Annotated in this window: 11 protein-coding genes; 4 read left to right on the top strand and 7 right to left on the bottom strand. The window is 73.2% G+C overall.

Annotation, left to right across the window (positions count from 1 at the left end; genetic code table 11):
• Positions 1–41 precede the first annotated feature (41 nt).
• From HAV40_RS02670 to HAV40_RS02660, 3 genes are all read right to left on the bottom strand, one after another.
• Complete coding sequence (locus HAV40_RS02670; RefSeq protein ID WP_166378592.1) at positions 42–710, bottom strand: response regulator; 669 nt, start codon at positions 708–710, stop codon at positions 42–44.
• A complete protein-coding gene (locus tag HAV40_RS02665) occupies positions 707–1,822 on the bottom strand; it encodes a sensor histidine kinase (RefSeq protein WP_166378590.1) in 1,116 nt (371 codons plus the stop codon). Before HAV40_RS02665 ends, HAV40_RS02670 begins: the two co-directional genes overlap by 4 nt.
• Before the next feature lie 89 nt (positions 1,823–1,911).
• The gene (locus tag HAV40_RS02660; RefSeq protein WP_166378588.1) at positions 1,912–3,021 is read right to left on the bottom strand and encodes a ricin-type beta-trefoil lectin domain protein; all 1,110 of its coding nucleotides are present in this window, start codon (positions 3,019–3,021) and stop codon (positions 1,912–1,914) included.
• 210 nt (positions 3,022–3,231) lie between these two features.
• Here HAV40_RS02660 and HAV40_RS02655 point away from each other — a divergent pair, with 210 nt between their 5' ends.
• The 3 genes from HAV40_RS02655 (at position 3,232) to HAV40_RS02645 (ending at position 8,553) form a co-directional block, all read left to right on the top strand.
• Positions 3,232–4,776: a M4 family metallopeptidase gene (locus HAV40_RS02655; protein ID WP_166378586.1), complete on the top strand. Its 1,545-nt coding sequence runs from the start codon at positions 3,232–3,234 to the stop codon at positions 4,774–4,776.
• 169 nt (positions 4,777–4,945) lie between these two features.
• Positions 4,946–5,611 (top strand): CHAP domain-containing protein, encoded by a 666-nt coding sequence (locus HAV40_RS02650; RefSeq protein ID WP_166378583.1) that lies wholly within the window; start codon positions 4,946–4,948, stop codon positions 5,609–5,611.
• 146 nt (positions 5,612–5,757) lie between these two features.
• Entirely contained in the window at positions 5,758–8,553 is a 2,796-nt protein-coding gene (locus HAV40_RS02645; protein ID WP_166378581.1) for an AfsR/SARP family transcriptional regulator, read from the top strand.
• 3 nt (positions 8,554–8,556) lie between these two features.
• Here HAV40_RS02645 and HAV40_RS02640 read toward each other — a convergent pair whose 3' ends face one another.
• From HAV40_RS02640 to HAV40_RS02630, 3 genes are all read right to left on the bottom strand, one after another.
• Positions 8,557–9,777 (bottom strand): RNA polymerase sigma factor, encoded by a 1,221-nt coding sequence (locus tag HAV40_RS02640; protein ID WP_166378579.1) that lies wholly within the window; start codon positions 9,775–9,777, stop codon positions 8,557–8,559.
• Entirely contained in the window at positions 9,774–10,106 is a 333-nt protein-coding gene (locus tag HAV40_RS02635) for a YciI family protein (RefSeq protein WP_166378577.1), read from the bottom strand. Before HAV40_RS02635 ends, HAV40_RS02640 begins: the two co-directional genes overlap by 4 nt.
• A 140-nt stretch (positions 10,107–10,246) precedes the next feature.
• Positions 10,247–10,825: a TetR/AcrR family transcriptional regulator gene (locus HAV40_RS02630; RefSeq protein ID WP_203671359.1), complete on the bottom strand. Its 579-nt coding sequence runs from the start codon at positions 10,823–10,825 to the stop codon at positions 10,247–10,249.
• Between the two features lie 76 nt (positions 10,826–10,901).
• On the opposite strand from HAV40_RS02630, the gene HAV40_RS02625 reads away from it, so the two are divergent.
• The gene (locus tag HAV40_RS02625; RefSeq protein ID WP_166378575.1) at positions 10,902–11,702 is read left to right on the top strand and encodes an SDR family NAD(P)-dependent oxidoreductase; all 801 of its coding nucleotides are present in this window, start codon (positions 10,902–10,904) and stop codon (positions 11,700–11,702) included.
• Positions 11,703–11,842: 140 nt separating this feature from the next.
• On the opposite strand, the gene secA2 is transcribed toward HAV40_RS02625, so the two are convergent.
• The gene (gene secA2 / locus HAV40_RS02620) at positions 11,843–14,308 is read right to left on the bottom strand and encodes an accessory Sec system translocase SecA2 (RefSeq protein WP_166378573.1); all 2,466 of its coding nucleotides are present in this window, start codon (positions 14,306–14,308) and stop codon (positions 11,843–11,845) included.
• Positions 14,309–14,591: the final 283 nt, after the last annotated feature.

The raw sequence follows: 14,591 nt of genomic DNA, 5'->3' as shown, positions 1-14,591 counted from the left end.
GGCCGCTTCATCGCCCTTCAGGCCGGGGATCGCCGCCCCGGTCATCCTTTGGTACTATGACCCGCCCGGCCGGTCTCGTATGCCCAGATCGCCGCCTCGACCCGGTTGCGCACCCCGAGCTTGGTCATCAGGCTGCCCACGTGCGTCTTCACGGTGCTGAGGCTGATGAACAGCTCCGCCGCGACCTCGGTGTTGGTGCGCCCGGCGGCCAGTGCGGACAGCACCTGCTCCTCCCGGTCGGTCAGCGCCTCCAGTGGTTGGCGGCGCGGCGTGGCGGGGTCGTGCCGGGCGAAGGCGCTCAGCAGCCGCGTCGTCACGCTCGGGGCGATCAGCGCGTCGCCCCGGGCGGCGGCGTGCACCGCCTGGCTGAGCAGCGCCGGTCCGGCGTCCTTGAGCAGGAAACCGCGCGCCCCGGCGCGCAGCGCCCCGTACACGTACTCGTCCAGGTCGAACGTGGTGATGACGACGACCGCCAGCGGGCGGGCGACCTCCGGCCCGGCCAGCTGCCGGGTCGCGGCGATCCCGTCCAGCACCGGCATCCGCACGTCGAGCAGGCACACGTCCGGGCGCAGCCGCTCGGCCAGCCGCACCGCCTCCCGCCCGTCGGCGGCCGTGGCGACAACCTCGACGCGGGGCTGGGCGTCCAGGATCATCGCCAGCCCGGTGCGGACCAGCTCCTGGTCGTCGGCGACCAGCACCCGGACGTTCACCGCGCACCCGCCAGCGGCAGTTCGACCGCGACGGTCCAGCCGCCGGCCGGATCGGGACCGGCCCGCAGCACCCCGTCCAGCAGCCGTGCGCGCTCGCTCATGCCGGTCAACCCGTACCCCCTGCCGGTGTCCCTGGCCGGTGCGCCGTCGTCGCCGACCCGCAGCCGCACCACATCATCGTCGACACTGACCCGCACCCGCACCCGGGTCGCCTGCCGCGCGTGCCGCTGCGCGTTGGTGACCGACTCCTGCGCCATCCGGTACAGCGCACCGCCCAGCGCGGCGGGCAGCGCCGCCAGGTCCCCGTCGACCACGACGTCGACGGGCAGCCCCGCGCCGTTGTGACCGGCCAGTCGGTGCAGGTCCGCGGCCCCCGGCTCCGGGGCGTACGACGCCGGTTCGCCCTCGCGCAGCACCCGGACCATGCCGCGCATCTCCGCCAGCGCCCGCGACGCCTCCGCCTCGATCACCCGCAGCGCCTCGGTCGCCGCCTCGGGCCTGGTCGGCGCGAGGGCCAGCCCGGCCTGCGCCCGGATGGCCATCGCCGACACGTGGTGCGCGACCGTGTCGTGCAGGTCGCGGGCCAGCCGTTCCCGCTCCAGCAGCTTCACCTGCTCCAGCTCGCGTACGCGGGCCCGCACGCGGTAGCGCCGTGCCAGCCCTGCCGCGGCGACGGCCACGACGACCGCGAGCCCGCCCAGCGAATCCGCCGGACCGGTCGTGCCTGTCGCCGCCGACAGCCCCAGGCACCCGAGCATGCCGGCCGCCGCGAGCACGATCTCGCGACCCGCACCCCACCGCGTCACGGCATACGGCAGCAGCAGCAGGTAGACCATCGTGTACGTGTCGGGCACCGTGTCGCGGGTCAGCAGCGGCACGAGCGCGCCGGTCCCGAACGCCAGCAGCACCATCGGCAGCGGGCGTTCGCGACGCCACGGCAGGGTCGCCGTGAACGCCGCGCTCAGCAGCAGCGAGGCGATCGGGAGGTCGGGCCGCAGCAGGCCCTCGGCCACGGTGGCCGCGACCAGCGCGGCGGCGAGCAGGTAGTCGGCCCGGCCGCGCGGCGGGACCGGCGCGGGGCGCGGCTCGCGCCAGAAGGACAGTCCGGGCACGACCCGATGGTACGGGCCGTCCGCGCTCGGTCGCCGAGCCGTGGGGGAGCGGGCGAGGGCGTGCGTGGGGCACACCCTCGCCCGCCGCGTCAGCGGGTGAACCAGCGCTGGGCGTTGGTGCCGTTGCAGGTCCACAGCTGGATGATGGTGCCGTTGACGGTGCCGCTGGAGCGGGCGTCGACGCACTTGCCCGAGCCCGCGCCGACGATGGTGCCGTCGGTGTTGAAGGTGAACTTCTGCGCGGCGGTGCCGTTGCACGGCCACACCTGGATCTTCGTACCGTCGGCGGTGCCGTTGCCGTTCACGTCCAGGCACCGGTCGCCGTAGATGCGCAGCTCACCGGCGCTGGTGCGGGTCCAGCGCTGGTTGTTGCCACCGTGGCAGTCCCACAGGTGCACCTGCGAGCCGGGCCCGGCGCCGCCGCCGCCGGCGTCGTCGACGCAGCGGTTGGACAGCGGATTGGACAGCAGCACCGGCGCGTTGACCGGCGGCGTGGTGATCTTCGCGAGGCTGCCGGGCACCGACTGCAGCGCGGAGTACCAGACGGCGGCCATCTTGTCGTAGCCGGCCTGGTTGGGGTGCAGCCCGTCGGCCAGGTCGGCCAGCGTCAGCGGGGAGTGCATGTCGACCAGGTGGACCCGGGAGCCCTTCTGCGCGACGATGCCCGGGATCGCGGCGTTGAACACCAGCGAGCGCGCCTCCTCGGTGGCGTTGCTGCGCGGGGTCACCTGCGCGACGAACACCTCGGTGTTCGGCCCGAGCAGGCGGATCTTGTCGATGAGGGCGGACAGCCGGGCCGGGGCGTTGGGCAGGTCGTAGTTCTGCCCGACGTCGTTGGTGCCGATGTGCAGCAGCACGGTGCGCGGGGCGTACGTGCGCATCCAGTTCAGCATGTTGGCGTCGAGCTGGTCGATGCGCCAGCCGGAGTGGCCCTCGTGGTCGTGGTCGGGCAGGCCTGCGGGGCCGTTGAACCCGGAGCCGACGAGGTCGACGGTGTGCCCGCCGGCCGCCAGGCGCTGCCAGAGGTTGACGCGGTAGCCGCCGGGCACGTTGAACCCGTCGGTGATGGAGTCGCCGAGCGGCATGACCCGCACCCCGCCGTTGGTCTCGGCGTGGGCCGCCGTGGCGGGCAGCAGGATCACGGCGCAGGCGGCGAGGGCGGTGGCGAGCGGCATCAGTCTGCGCAGACTTCGGCGCATGGGCTGGTCCCTTCGATGGGGGAGGGGGCTCGCGTGGCGCCGTCCACGCAGACATGTTCGTCGATGGATGAGTTTGTGTCCCCGCGAGGGATATGTCAAGAGCGGCCGATCGCGAATCAATTGCGCTACATCTATCTGTGCTCATTGAGGGCCCTCCGATATACAAAGACATCAGTGCATCATCGGCACTGCCATGCCTGGAGGAACTCCATGAGACGCACCCTCACCGCTGCCGTGGCGGCGACCGTGGCGATCGCCGCGGCCGTCCTGCCCACGGGACCCGCGGCCGGTGAACCGGCCCGCACCGCCGACCCCGCCGCGGCCGCGCTGGCCGCGCTCGGCGCACCGCCCGGCGAGACCTACACTGTCCTGCGCACCGTCACCGACCCCGACGGGCGCGCCCACGTACGCCTGCGCCGCACCATGCACGGGCTGCCCGTACGCGGCGGCGACGCCGTCGTGCACCTCGACCCGTCCGGTCGCGCCACGCGCACCGACGGCGCGCTGCCCGTCCCGCCCGCCATCGGCACACCCCGGGTCGCCGCCGCCGTCGCGGCGCGGACCGCGAGAGACGCGTTCCACGGCACCGTCACCGAGGTCGGCCGGCCCGAACTGATCGTCGACGCGACCACCGGCGGCCGCCTGGCCTGGGAGACCGTGGTCCAGGGCCGGGCCGCCGACGGGCAGACGCCGTCCCGGCTGCACGTGCTCGCCGACGCCGCGACCGGCGCCGTCTACGCCACCGACGACGAGATCCGGACCGCGCTCGGCACCGGACGGACGATCTACGCCGGACCGGTGCGTATCGACACGACGCCGTCAGGCACGGCTTACCAGATGATCGACCCGTCGCACGGCGGCAACCGCACCTGCGACATGCGCAACGCCACCAGTGGGCCGTGCGTCCTGTTCACCGACGCGGACAACCTGTGGGGCAACTACACCACGACCGACCGGGCCAGCGCCGCCGCCGACGCCCACTTCGCCTCGGCCAAGACCTACGACTACTTCAAGTTCGTGCACAACCGGTCCGGGCGCACCGGCACCGGGGCCGGGATCACCTCGCGGGTCCACTTCGGCAACAACTACGTCAACGCCTTCTACGACGGCGTGCAGCTGACCTTCGGCGACGGCATCGGCAACGTCCACCCGCTGACCTCGACCGACATCCTGGCGCACGAACTCGGCCACGGGTACACCGACGCCATCGTCGGCCTGGTCTACAGCGGAGAGGCCGGCGGCATCGACGAGGCCAGCAGCGACATCTGGGACGCGATGGTCGAGTTCTACGCCGCCGCGCCCGGCGACCCCGGCGACTACCTGATCGGCGAGGAGGCCGACATCTTCGGCACCGGCGAGCCGTTCGGCAACCTGTTCGACCCGTCACTGGACGGCTCCTCGCACAGCTGCTGGTCGGTGGCCACACCGCCGGCCGACCCGCACGTGTCGGCCGGGGTCGGCAAGCACTTCTTCTTCAACCTCGCCGAGGGCACCGGCGCCACGGTGTACGGCTACAGCCCGCTCTGCGGCAAGGCCGCCGACGTCACCGGCATCGGCCGGGCCAAGGCCGAGAAGATCTGGTACCGGGCGCTGAACGTCTACGCCCTGTCCACCACGTCGTACGCGAACATGCGCGCCTACACCCTGGCCGCCGCGGCCGACCTCTACGGCAGCTGCTCGATCGAGCACAAGACCGTGCAGGCGGCCTGGACCGCGGTCAACGTCGCCGGAGTCACCGTCTGCGGCGGCCCGTGACGGCACGGAGCCCCGCCCGGCCCGCGGGCGGGGCTCCGTGCCCTCGCGGTCCTCCCTGGTCGGCGCACCGGCCCAAGGTTCGTCCAAGGTGCGCCCAAGGCCGCCCGCCGAGAGTCGTCCTCACCACCTCCGAACGCCGGAGGCAAGGGTGAGGACAGGGAGATCCCGCATGAAGTCCATTCGCATGATGCTGGTGGCGGCGGTCGCCATCTCGGCCGCCGCGTTCGGCGCGGCCACCCCGGCGCAGGCCGCCGACACCGCGCTCGGCATCGACGTCGGCAACATCGCCTGGGAGCAGTTCACGTCCACCAATGCCGACGTCAAGGCGCGGCTGTCGGAGACGGGCACGAACTGCAACTTCTACACCGGCTTCTGGACCGACCCGAACAACGACCGCAGGGACGGCACGTCGGCCAGCACCTGCGGCAAGACCACCGACGGGTACATGTACCGCGACGGCACCAAGTCCTGGGGCGCGGTGAACTGGCGGGCCCGGGCCTGGTGCGCCGACTTCGCCAAGTTCGCGTTCTACTGGGGCGGTGCGAAGTACACCGGCCTGAACGCGCTGGCGTCCAGCTTCAAGACCTACGGCCAGACCAACGGCACCTGGCACACCAGCAGGAGCTACGTGCCGCGCAAGGGTGACGCGGCGGTCTACGACTGGGAGTCCGACGGCGTCATCGACCACGTCGCGATCGTCACGTCGTACGAGGACACCAGCACCGACGGCAACCACTACGTGGTCGGCGGCAACCAGTCGAACAAGGTGACCCACGTGCTGCACGGCAACTGGGAGTCCGGCGTCGTCGGATACACCTCGCCCGCCGCGAAGTAGGCAGCCGCACCTCGACACCGGCCCTGGTTCACCGCCAGGGCCGGTGTCGTTCACCCGTTGTGCTCTCGGTCACCACCCACCACTTAGGACACCACCCCTCTCGTCTCGCTGAGAGAAGGGCCGGGTTCTACGGGTGGGTGGTTTCGATGACGGTGGAGTTCGTTCTGCTCGGCGACGTCGCGGCACGGCACGACGGCCGCCCGCTGCGCCTGGGCCACGCGCGCCAGCGCAGCGTGCTCGCCGTACTGCTGCTGCAGGCCGACCAGTCCGTATCGGCCGACCAGCTCATCGACCGCGTCTGGGCCGAGCAGCCGCCCCGCCGCGCGCACAGCACCCTCTACGGCTACCTGTCCCGGCTGCGCCAGGCACTGGCTCCCACCGGCGTCACCGTGGTCCGGGAGCACGGCGGCTACCAGCTGCCCGTCGCCCCGGCGGCCGTCGACGCGTACCGCTTCACGCAGCTCGTCGACCAGGCGCGAACCGGACCCGAGCCGGACCGCCTGGCCCTGCTCGACGAGGCCCTGGCGCTGTGGCAGGGCGACGCGCTGGCGGGTCTGGACACCCCGTGGCTCGCCGCGCAACGCGCCGTCCTGGACAGCCGCCGGCTCGCCGCCGAACTGGACCGCACCGACCTGGCCCTGGGCCTGGGCCGCCACGACGCACTGCTGGCCCCGCTGACGGTGCGGGCCGCCGCGCATCCGCTCGACGAGCGGCTGGCCGGGCAGCTCATGCTCGCGCTGCACCGGGCGGGCCGCAGCGCCGAGGCCCTGGCGCACTACCAGGCCACCCGCCTGCGGCTGGCCGATGAACTGGGCATCGACCCCGGTGCCGCGCTGCAGCAACGGCACCGGCAGATCCTGGCCGACGACGCCGACCTGCGCCCGCCGACCCCCGGCGGGCAGGCCGCGCCGCATCCGGAGCCCCGGCAGCTCCCGGTCCCGCCGCGGCTGTTCACCGGGCGCAGCAGGGCGCTGGCGCAGCTCGACAGCGCCGTGGACGCGGCCCGGGACAGCACCCGGGCGATGGCGCTCACGGCGGTCAGCGGCGGCGGGGGAGTCGGCAAGTCCTGGCTGGCGCTGCACTGGGCGCACACCGCCCTCGATCGCTTCCCCGACGGGCAGCTCTACGTCGACCTGCGCGGATTCGACCCCACCCAGCCGCCGGTGGACGCGGCCGTGGCGGTCCGGGGCTTCCTCGACGCCCTCGGCGTGCCGACCGCGGCGATCCCGGCCGACCCGCAGGCGCAGGCGGCGCTGTTCCGCAGCGTCGTGGCAGGACGGCGGCTGCTGATCGTGCTCGACGACGCCCGCGACACCGCCCACGTGCTGCCGCTGCTGCCGGGCAGCGCCACCTGCACGGTGCTGGTCACCAGCCGCAACCAGCTCACCGGCCTCGCCGCGACCCACGGCGCGCGGCTGCTGCCGCTGGACGTGCTCACCGACACCGAGGCCCGCCAGCTGCTGGCCACCCACCTCGGCCGGGAGCGCACCGCCGCCGAGCCGGTCGCCGTCGCCGCGCTGCTGCGCTGGTGTGCGGGCCTGCCGCTGGCGCTGAGCATCGTCGCGGCGCGCGCGGCCGCCCGCCGCGACTTCGCCCTCAACGCGTTCGCCGAGGAGCTGCGTGACGCCGCGACCCGGCTGGACGCCCTGGACACCGCCGACCTGACCACGGACCTGCGCGCGGTCTTCGCCACCTCCTACGAAGCCCTGCCGCCCCCGGCCGCACGGCTGTTCCGCCTGCTCGGCACGGTCCCCGGACCCGACATCGGCCTGCCCGCGGCGGCCGCGCTCGCCGAGGACGAACCCGGGCGCATCCGCCTCCAGCTGCGCCTGCTCGACGCCGCCCACCTGCTGCAGGAACACCAACCGGGGCGCTACCGCATGCACGACCTGCTGCGCCTGTACGCCGCCGAGCGATGCCGCGACGAGGACGGCGCACCGGCCCGCAGCGCGGCGCTGGGACGGCTGGTCGACTTCTACCTGCGTACCGCGTACGCCGCCGACCGCCTGCTCGACCCGCCGCGGCCGGAGGAGCCCGGACAGCAGCCACCGCCCGGCCCCAGCCATCCGCTGCCCGACGCGAACGCCGCGCTGGCCTGGTTCGACGCCGAGCACAGTTGCCTGCTCAACGCCCAGCGCCGCGCCGCCGAGCACGGCTGGCACCCGCGGGTGTGGCAGCTCGCCTGGGCCTTGAGCAGCTACCACTGGCAGCGCGGACACCTCCAGGCCGGATTCCAGACCTGGCAGGCCGGGCTCGCCGCCGCGAACCAGCTCGGCGCACCCGGGCCGCTCGCCATCGCGCACCGGCTGCTCGCCCGCTCCTGCACCCTGCTGGGCCGCCACGCCGAAGCCGTCACCCACCTCGACCAGGCCCTCACGCTGTTCGAGGCGGCCGACGCCCCCACCGACCAGGCGCACACCCACCAGACCCTGGCCTGGGTATGGGGCCAGCAGGGCGACGACGCGCGGGCCCTGGCCCACGCGACCCGCGCGCTGACCCTGCACCGCGAACTCGGCAACACCGCCTGGGAGGCCGACGCGCTCAACCTCGCCGGCTGGTACAGCGCCCGGCTCGGCGACCACGGGCAGGCGCACGCGCTGTCCCTGCGGGCCCTGGCGCTCTACCGGCGGCACGGCAACCGCAACGGCGAGGCCGCGACCCTCGACAGCCTCGGCTACGTCGCCCATCTCAGCGCCGCCCACACCACCGCCCTGCGCTACTACCGCCTGGCGCTGGCCCTGTTCCGCGAGCTGGGCAACCACGCCTACACCGCGGACACGCTCACCCACCTGGGCGAGACGCACCGCGCGCTCGGCGAACACGCCGCAGCCGAGGACGCCTGGCGCCAGGCGGTGGACCTCTACCGCACCCAGCAGCGCACCCGCGACATGCGCCGCGTCGAGGAACTGCTGGCCACGCTGCGTACCCCGGCGATCAGGTGAGCTTCACCGGCCCGGCAGCTGGTCGCGGCGGCGGCGCAGGTACGCCGTCTCGGCGGTGTTGCCCGCCAGCTCGATCGCCCGGTCGTACGCCGCCCGCGCCTGCTCGCCGCGGCCGAGCCGGCGCAGCAGGTCGGCGCGGGTGGCGTGGAACGCGTGGTAACCCTCCAGCGGCAGCCCGTCGACCTGCGCCAGCGCGACCTGAGGGCCGTCCAGCTCCGCGACCGCGATGGCCCGGTTGAGCCGCACGATCGGCGACGGGTCCAGCCGCACCAGCTGGTCGTAGAGCGCGACGACCTGCGACCAGTCGGTGTCGCGTACGTCGCGGGCATCGGTGTGCACGGCGTTGATCGCGGCGAGGATCTGATACCGGCCCGGCGGCTGCCCGGACCTCAGCCGCGCCCGGACCAGGGCATGCCCCTCGGCGATCAGCGCCCGGTCCCAGGAGCCGCGGTCCTGCTCGCCGAGCACGACCAGCTCGCCGCTCGCCGACACCCGCGCGGTGCGGCGGGCCTCCGTCAGCAGCATCAGAGCCAGCAGCCCGGCGACCTCGCCGTCGGCGGGCATCAGCTCGCGAACCAGCCGGGTCAGCCGGATCGCCTCGGCGGTCAGCTCGCCGCGGACCGCCTCCTTGTCCGGGTCCGAGGACAGGTAACCCTCGTTGAAGATCAGGTAGAGGACGGCGAGCACCCCGCCGACGCGGCCCGGGAGGTCTTCGCGCGACGGCACGCGATACGGGATGCGGGCGTCCTTGATCTTCGTCTTGGCGCGGGTGATCCGGCGGCTCATGGCGGCCTCCTGCACCAGGAACGCGCGGGCGATCTCGGCCACGGTCAGCCCGCCGACCATCCGCAGCGTCAGCGCGACCCGCACCTCCATGGCCAGCGCCGGGTGGCAGCAGGTGAACACGAGGCGCAGCCGGTCGTCGTCGATGGCGCCGAGCGGCTCGGGAACGTCGGCCAGCATCAGCGCCTCCTGGTGCTTCTCCTCGCGCTTGACCTCCCGCCGGAGCCGGTCGACGGCCTTGCGGTGGGCGGTGGTGGTGAGCCAGCCGCCCGGATTCGGCGGCACGCCGTCGACCGGCCAGCGCTCGACGGCCGTGGCGAACGCCTCGGCGGCCATCTCCTCGGCGACGTCGAGGTCGCTGAATCGCCTGGCCAGGGTCGCGACCAGCCGGGCCCACTCCGCGCGGTGAACCCGGGTGATCGCCTCGCCGACGTCGGTCATGCGCTCAGCAGGGGCCGCACCTCGACCCGGCGGTTGCAAGCCTTCGACCCCTGGGCGGCCAGCCGCAGTGCCACGTCGAGATCGTCGGCCTCGATGATCCACAGACCGGCGACGTGCTCCTTCGACTCCAGGAAGGGCCCGTCGGTGAACACCGGCTCGCCGCCCCGGCCGTCGATGACGGTGGCCGAGTCGGGTGAGGCGAGGCCGGCGGCGAAGACCCAGTGGCCGTCGGCCTGCAGCCGGTCGTTGAAGACATCGATCGCGGCCATCTCCTCGTCGGTGGCCAGCGCGTCCGAGTCGAACAGCACGGAAACCAGGTACTGCGCCATCGCAACCATCTCCTGTCATCGGGCCGCCGCCCCTCGGCGGCCTTCACCCCTGCTACGAACGAGGCTGCCGCGATCCGACACGCGCCGCCGACATTCCTTCAAGCATCTTCGTACCCCTCCGCCGGGTCGGCGTGGCGGCGTCAGTGGCCGGGTCCACTCAGCGCCTGCAGGGCGATGGTCAGCCGGGCGGTGAGGGCCGCAGGGTCGGCGCCGGTGAGTGCTGGTGTGGCGATGACGGAGCGCATGAGCCATACGCCCGCGATCAGGGCGAGGATCAGTTCGGCCCGCTGGTCGGCGTCGGCTCCGTCGAGCAGGCCGGTCAGGCGTGATCCGGCGTGACCGGCGATGGCGTCGTGCATGATCTCGGCGGCGCGCGGGTTGCCCGCCGAGCGCAGCATCAGCAGGAACGGGCTCAACTGCGCTGCGGCCGGGTCGGTGCGGTCGACCAGCGCTCGCGCGATCTGCGCGGGCAGCTCCGCCGGGTCGTCGCCCACGATCGTGGGCGGGGCGAAGGACCGGTTCACGACCTCGGCGAACAGCTGCTCCTTGGACCCGAAATAGCGGTTGACCAGCATCGCCGTGACTCCGGCGGCGGCGGCGACCTCGCGAACACCCGCGCCGTCGTATCCGGCGCGGGTGAACGCCTCGATCGCCGAGTTCAGGATCGCCTCACGGGTGGCCGCCGCGTCCCGGCGGCGTGGCTGCTGCGTCACACTCATGTCTACTAGTGTAGACATTGCAGGTCAGTGCGGTCTACGGTCGTAGACATCCAATCGAACACCACTGGGGGAGATCATGGATCTGCAACTCACGGGCAAGCGGGCGCTCGTCACCGGAAGCACCTCCGGGCTGGGTGAGGCCATCGCCCGGCGGCTGGCCGCTGAAGGCGCGACAGTGGTCGTGCACGGCCGCGACGAACAGCGCGCCGTCAACGTCGCCGACGCCATCCGCGCCGACGGAGGATCGGCCGACATCGCCGTCGGCGACCTGGCCACGGATGCCGGTGCGGCCACCGTGGCCGGTGCCGCGACCGCACGAGGGCCGATCGACATCCTGGTCAACAACGCGGGCGGCTACGACCCCATCGGCTGGGCGCAGGCCGCCCCCGCCGCCTGGGCGCGCCTGTACGAGGTCAACGTCATCTCCGGGGTACGCATGATCCAGCACCTGGTGCCCGGCATGCGCGAGCGCGGCTGGGGCCGCGTCGTCCAGATCGGCGGCGGTCTGGCCGGACAGCCGACGGCCGACCAGCCCCACTACACCGCGACGCTGGCCGCCCGGCACAACCTCGCCGTGTCGCTGGCCCGCGACCTTGCCGGGACCGGCGTGACGTCCAACGTCGTCGCCCCCGGCGCGATCATGGTCGACGCGGTCCGGGACCTGCTGGTGCGGCTCGCGCCTACGCATGGCTGGGGTGAGACCCCGGACGAGATCGAGCGGGCCGCCACGGCCGACTGGGTGCCCAACGACACCGGCCGCTTCGGGCGGCCGGACGAGATCGCCTCGGCGGTGGCCTACCTGGCCAGCCCGCTGGCAAGCTACATCAGCGGCGCGACGCTACGCGTCGACGGCGGCACCGTCCGCAGCGTCCAGTGATCGGTGTACGGCGAGAGCCCCGCCCTGTTTCGCAACTCTTAAAGACTTGCGGCCTCCAGGTCACCTGGAGGCCGCAAGTCTTTAAGAGTTGCCGCAGGAGGGCAGCCGGGCCAGCGCGGCGGGGTGCGCTGGGGGCGCGGTCAGCGGCCCAGGACGGCCTTGGCTATGCCGGAGATGAAGCGTTCGATCTCTGAGCCGAACGGGTTGTCGTGGACCATGTAGGTCCAGGTGGCGCTGGGGCGTTCGAGGCCCACCTCGGCGGGGGTCCAGTCGGGGCTGTCGATCCGGGCGGCCAGGAACGTCTCCGCCGTGGCGGCGTTCACGCCGTCGAGCATCTGGCTGAACGCGGGCACGGCCAGCCGGTGGAACTCGTCCAGCGGGTCCTGCCTGCCCAGCGCGCGCAGGTGTACGCCGTCGCGCACGTCGGCCAGCATGCCCAGGTGGTCGGCCCAGCCCCGGTCCAGGTGGTACAGCGCGATCTGGCGTACGGCCTCCTCGGCGGCCTGCTCGCCGATGAGGTTCACGACCTCGGCGTAGCGTTCCGCGACCGTGGTCATCTCCAGCCCGGCGTGAGCCAGGTCGTCGGCGTCGGCGTCGGCGGGCAGGTCCGCCTCGGCGACGGCGTCGGGATCGGCGGGGAAGCGGGTGTGGTCCTCGCGCAGCAGTTGCGCTGCGGCGTCGGTGGTGAGCAGGGCCTTGCGGCGCAGGGCGAGCACCTGGCGCTGCTGCTCGACCAGTACGCCGTACCGCCAGGTGTTGCGGTGGATCTCGAAGTCGACGCCCTCGGCGACGCGCTGGGCGTGCCCGACGGCCCAGTGCACGGCCGGGCCGGTCACCCGGCCGTCCCCGGCGGTCGTGCCGCCGATGCCGTCGCCGTGCCGCACGATCAGCTCGTCCTCGCGGCTGACGAAGAACATCGAGCCGCCCGGGTCGCCCTGCCGGCCGGCCCGGCCGCGCAGCTGGTCGTCGACGCGGCGGCTGTCGTGCCGACCCGCGCCGATGACGTACAGGCCGCCGAGTTCGGCGACCGCCGCGCGGTCCTCGCCGTCGCTGCCGCCGAGCCGGATGTCGGTGCCCCGGCCCGCCATCTGCGTGGACACCGTGACCACGCCCCGGCGGCCCGCCTCGGCGATGACCGCGGCCTCGTGCGCGTCGTTCTTGGCGTTGAGCACCGCGCAGTCGATGCCGTGCTCCTGCAGGGCCGCCGCGAGCCGCTCCGACTCGGCGACGTCGAGGGTGCCGACCAGCACCGGACGACCCGTCTCGTGCGCCTCGGCCACTTCGGCCATCAGCGCCTCTTCCTTCTCCTCGATCGTCGCGTACACCCGGTCGGGCTCGTCGACCCGGATGTTCTCCGTGTTCGGCGGGATGACCGCGACCTCGAGCTTGTAGAACTCGCGCAGCTCGTCGCCGATCGTGGAGGCGGTGCCGGTCATGCCCGCCACGGTGGGGTAGAGCGCGATGAACGCCTGCACGGTGATCGTGGCCAGGATCTCGCCCTCGTCGGTCGCGGTCAGGCCCTCCTTGGCCTCGACCGCCGCCTGCAGCCCGTCGGGCCAGCGGCGGCGGCGGGCGACCCGGCCCCGGAACTCGTCGACCAGCGCGATCCGGTCGTCCTTGACGATGTAGTCCACGTCCACGGCCAGCAGCGCCCGCGCGTGCAGGGCCAGGTTGACCGCGGTGAGCTTGTTCAGGTTCTCCTGCGCGTACAGGTGCAGCCCGCCCCAGGCGCGCTCGACCAGCGCCGCACCGGCGTCGGTGAGCTGCACGTTGCGGCCGTCGTCGACGACCTCGAAGTCGCGGCCCTGCCGCATCCCGGCCACCAGCAGCGCGGCTGCGCTCGCGTCCGACCCGCCGTCGGTGAGGCTGCCCGCCACCACCAGCGGCACCCGGGCCTCGTCGATCAGGATCGAGTCCGCCTCGTCGATGATCACCGTGTACAGGCCGGGCATGACCGCGTCCTCGGCCCGCAGCACGAGCTGGTCGCGCAGGAAGTCGAAACCGGCCTCGCTGACCGACACGTAGGTGACGTCGCACCGGTACGCCGCCGCGCGCTCGTCGTGGGCGTCGCCCTCCCCGACGGAGCCGACGGTCAGGCCGAGCAGCCGGTACGCGGGGCCCATCCAGCGGGCGTCGCGGTCGGCGAGGTAGTCGTTGACGGTGAGCACCTGCACCCGCGAGCCGCGTACGACGTAGCCGAAGGCCGCGATGACGGCGGCCAGGGTCTTGCCCTCGCCGGTGGCCATCTCCACGACGTTGCCCTGCATCATCGCCATCGCGCCGAGCAGCTGCACGTCGAAGGCGCGCTCGCCGAGGGCGCGGCGGCCGGCCTCGCGGCCCATCGCGCAGATCTCGATCAGGTCGCGCTCGTCGATGGACAGCGGCGTGGCCGCGGTGACCACCGGCTCGCCGTCCTCCGGCCCGCTGACGTCGTCGCGCAGCCCGAGCGCCCGCTCGGTGAACTCGGCATCGGTCAATGCCTCGAGCTCGTCCTCCAGGTCCCGGATCTTCGGCAGGATAGCCTCGTAACGGCTCAAACTGACCGTCGTACCCGGGCGCTCCATGAACGTGCGCAGCTTCTGCTTCAACCGACTACCCAAACCCATGCGGCAAAGGTACGTCGTCCGCGGCGATTCGGTGGGTGCGGCACCGGGTGGACCTTTTAATGCCTGGTCGGAGGACGGCAGACCGGCGATGTGGGGCGCGCCGTCCCACCCCGTGGGCGCTCCGGGTCACGTTTCGAAGATCGCATGCAACCGGGGGGTACGGCCGGGCGTCAGTGAACCGCTCCGGCCGGAGCACGATCGTGGGAGGGGACGCAGATGCAAGGCTCGGATGCGCGGTGGGTCGCACGATGCTGACGGAGTGCGGCGACGCGGGGGAGGGCCG

The organism is Catellatospora methionotrophica, assembly GCF_011297335.1.
In the GTDB taxonomy this organism is placed as follows: Bacteria; Actinomycetota; Actinomycetes; order Mycobacteriales; family Micromonosporaceae; genus Catellatospora; species Catellatospora methionotrophica.
Note: the sequence above shows the minus strand (reverse complement) of the source record. Positions and strands in the feature narration are given on the sequence as shown.

Bases quoted from the DNA above. Each gene is read 5' to 3' on its own strand.
- secA2 (WP_166378573.1), bottom strand. From the start codon at position 14,308: ATGGGTTTGGGTAGTCGGTTGAAGCAGAAGCTGCGCACGTTCATGGAG.
- HAV40_RS02655 (WP_166378586.1), top strand. From the start codon at position 3,232: ATGAGACGCACCCTCACCGCTGCCGTGGCGGCGACCGTGGCGATCGCC.
- HAV40_RS02640 (WP_166378579.1), bottom strand. From the start codon at position 9,777: ATGACCGACGTCGGCGAGGCGATCACCCGGGTTCACCGCGCGGAGTGG.
- HAV40_RS02625 (WP_166378575.1), top strand. From the start codon at position 10,902: ATGGATCTGCAACTCACGGGCAAGCGGGCGCTCGTCACCGGAAGCACC.
- HAV40_RS02635 (WP_166378577.1), bottom strand. From the start codon at position 10,106: ATGGCGCAGTACCTGGTTTCCGTGCTGTTCGACTCGGACGCGCTGGCC.
- HAV40_RS02660 (WP_166378588.1), bottom strand. From the start codon at position 3,021: ATGCGCCGAAGTCTGCGCAGACTGATGCCGCTCGCCACCGCCCTCGCC.
- HAV40_RS02645 (WP_166378581.1), top strand. From the start codon at position 5,758: ATGACGGTGGAGTTCGTTCTGCTCGGCGACGTCGCGGCACGGCACGAC.
- HAV40_RS02630 (WP_203671359.1), bottom strand. From the start codon at position 10,825: ATGAGTGTGACGCAGCAGCCACGCCGCCGGGACGCGGCGGCCACCCGT.
- HAV40_RS02650 (WP_166378583.1), top strand. From the start codon at position 4,946: ATGAAGTCCATTCGCATGATGCTGGTGGCGGCGGTCGCCATCTCGGCC.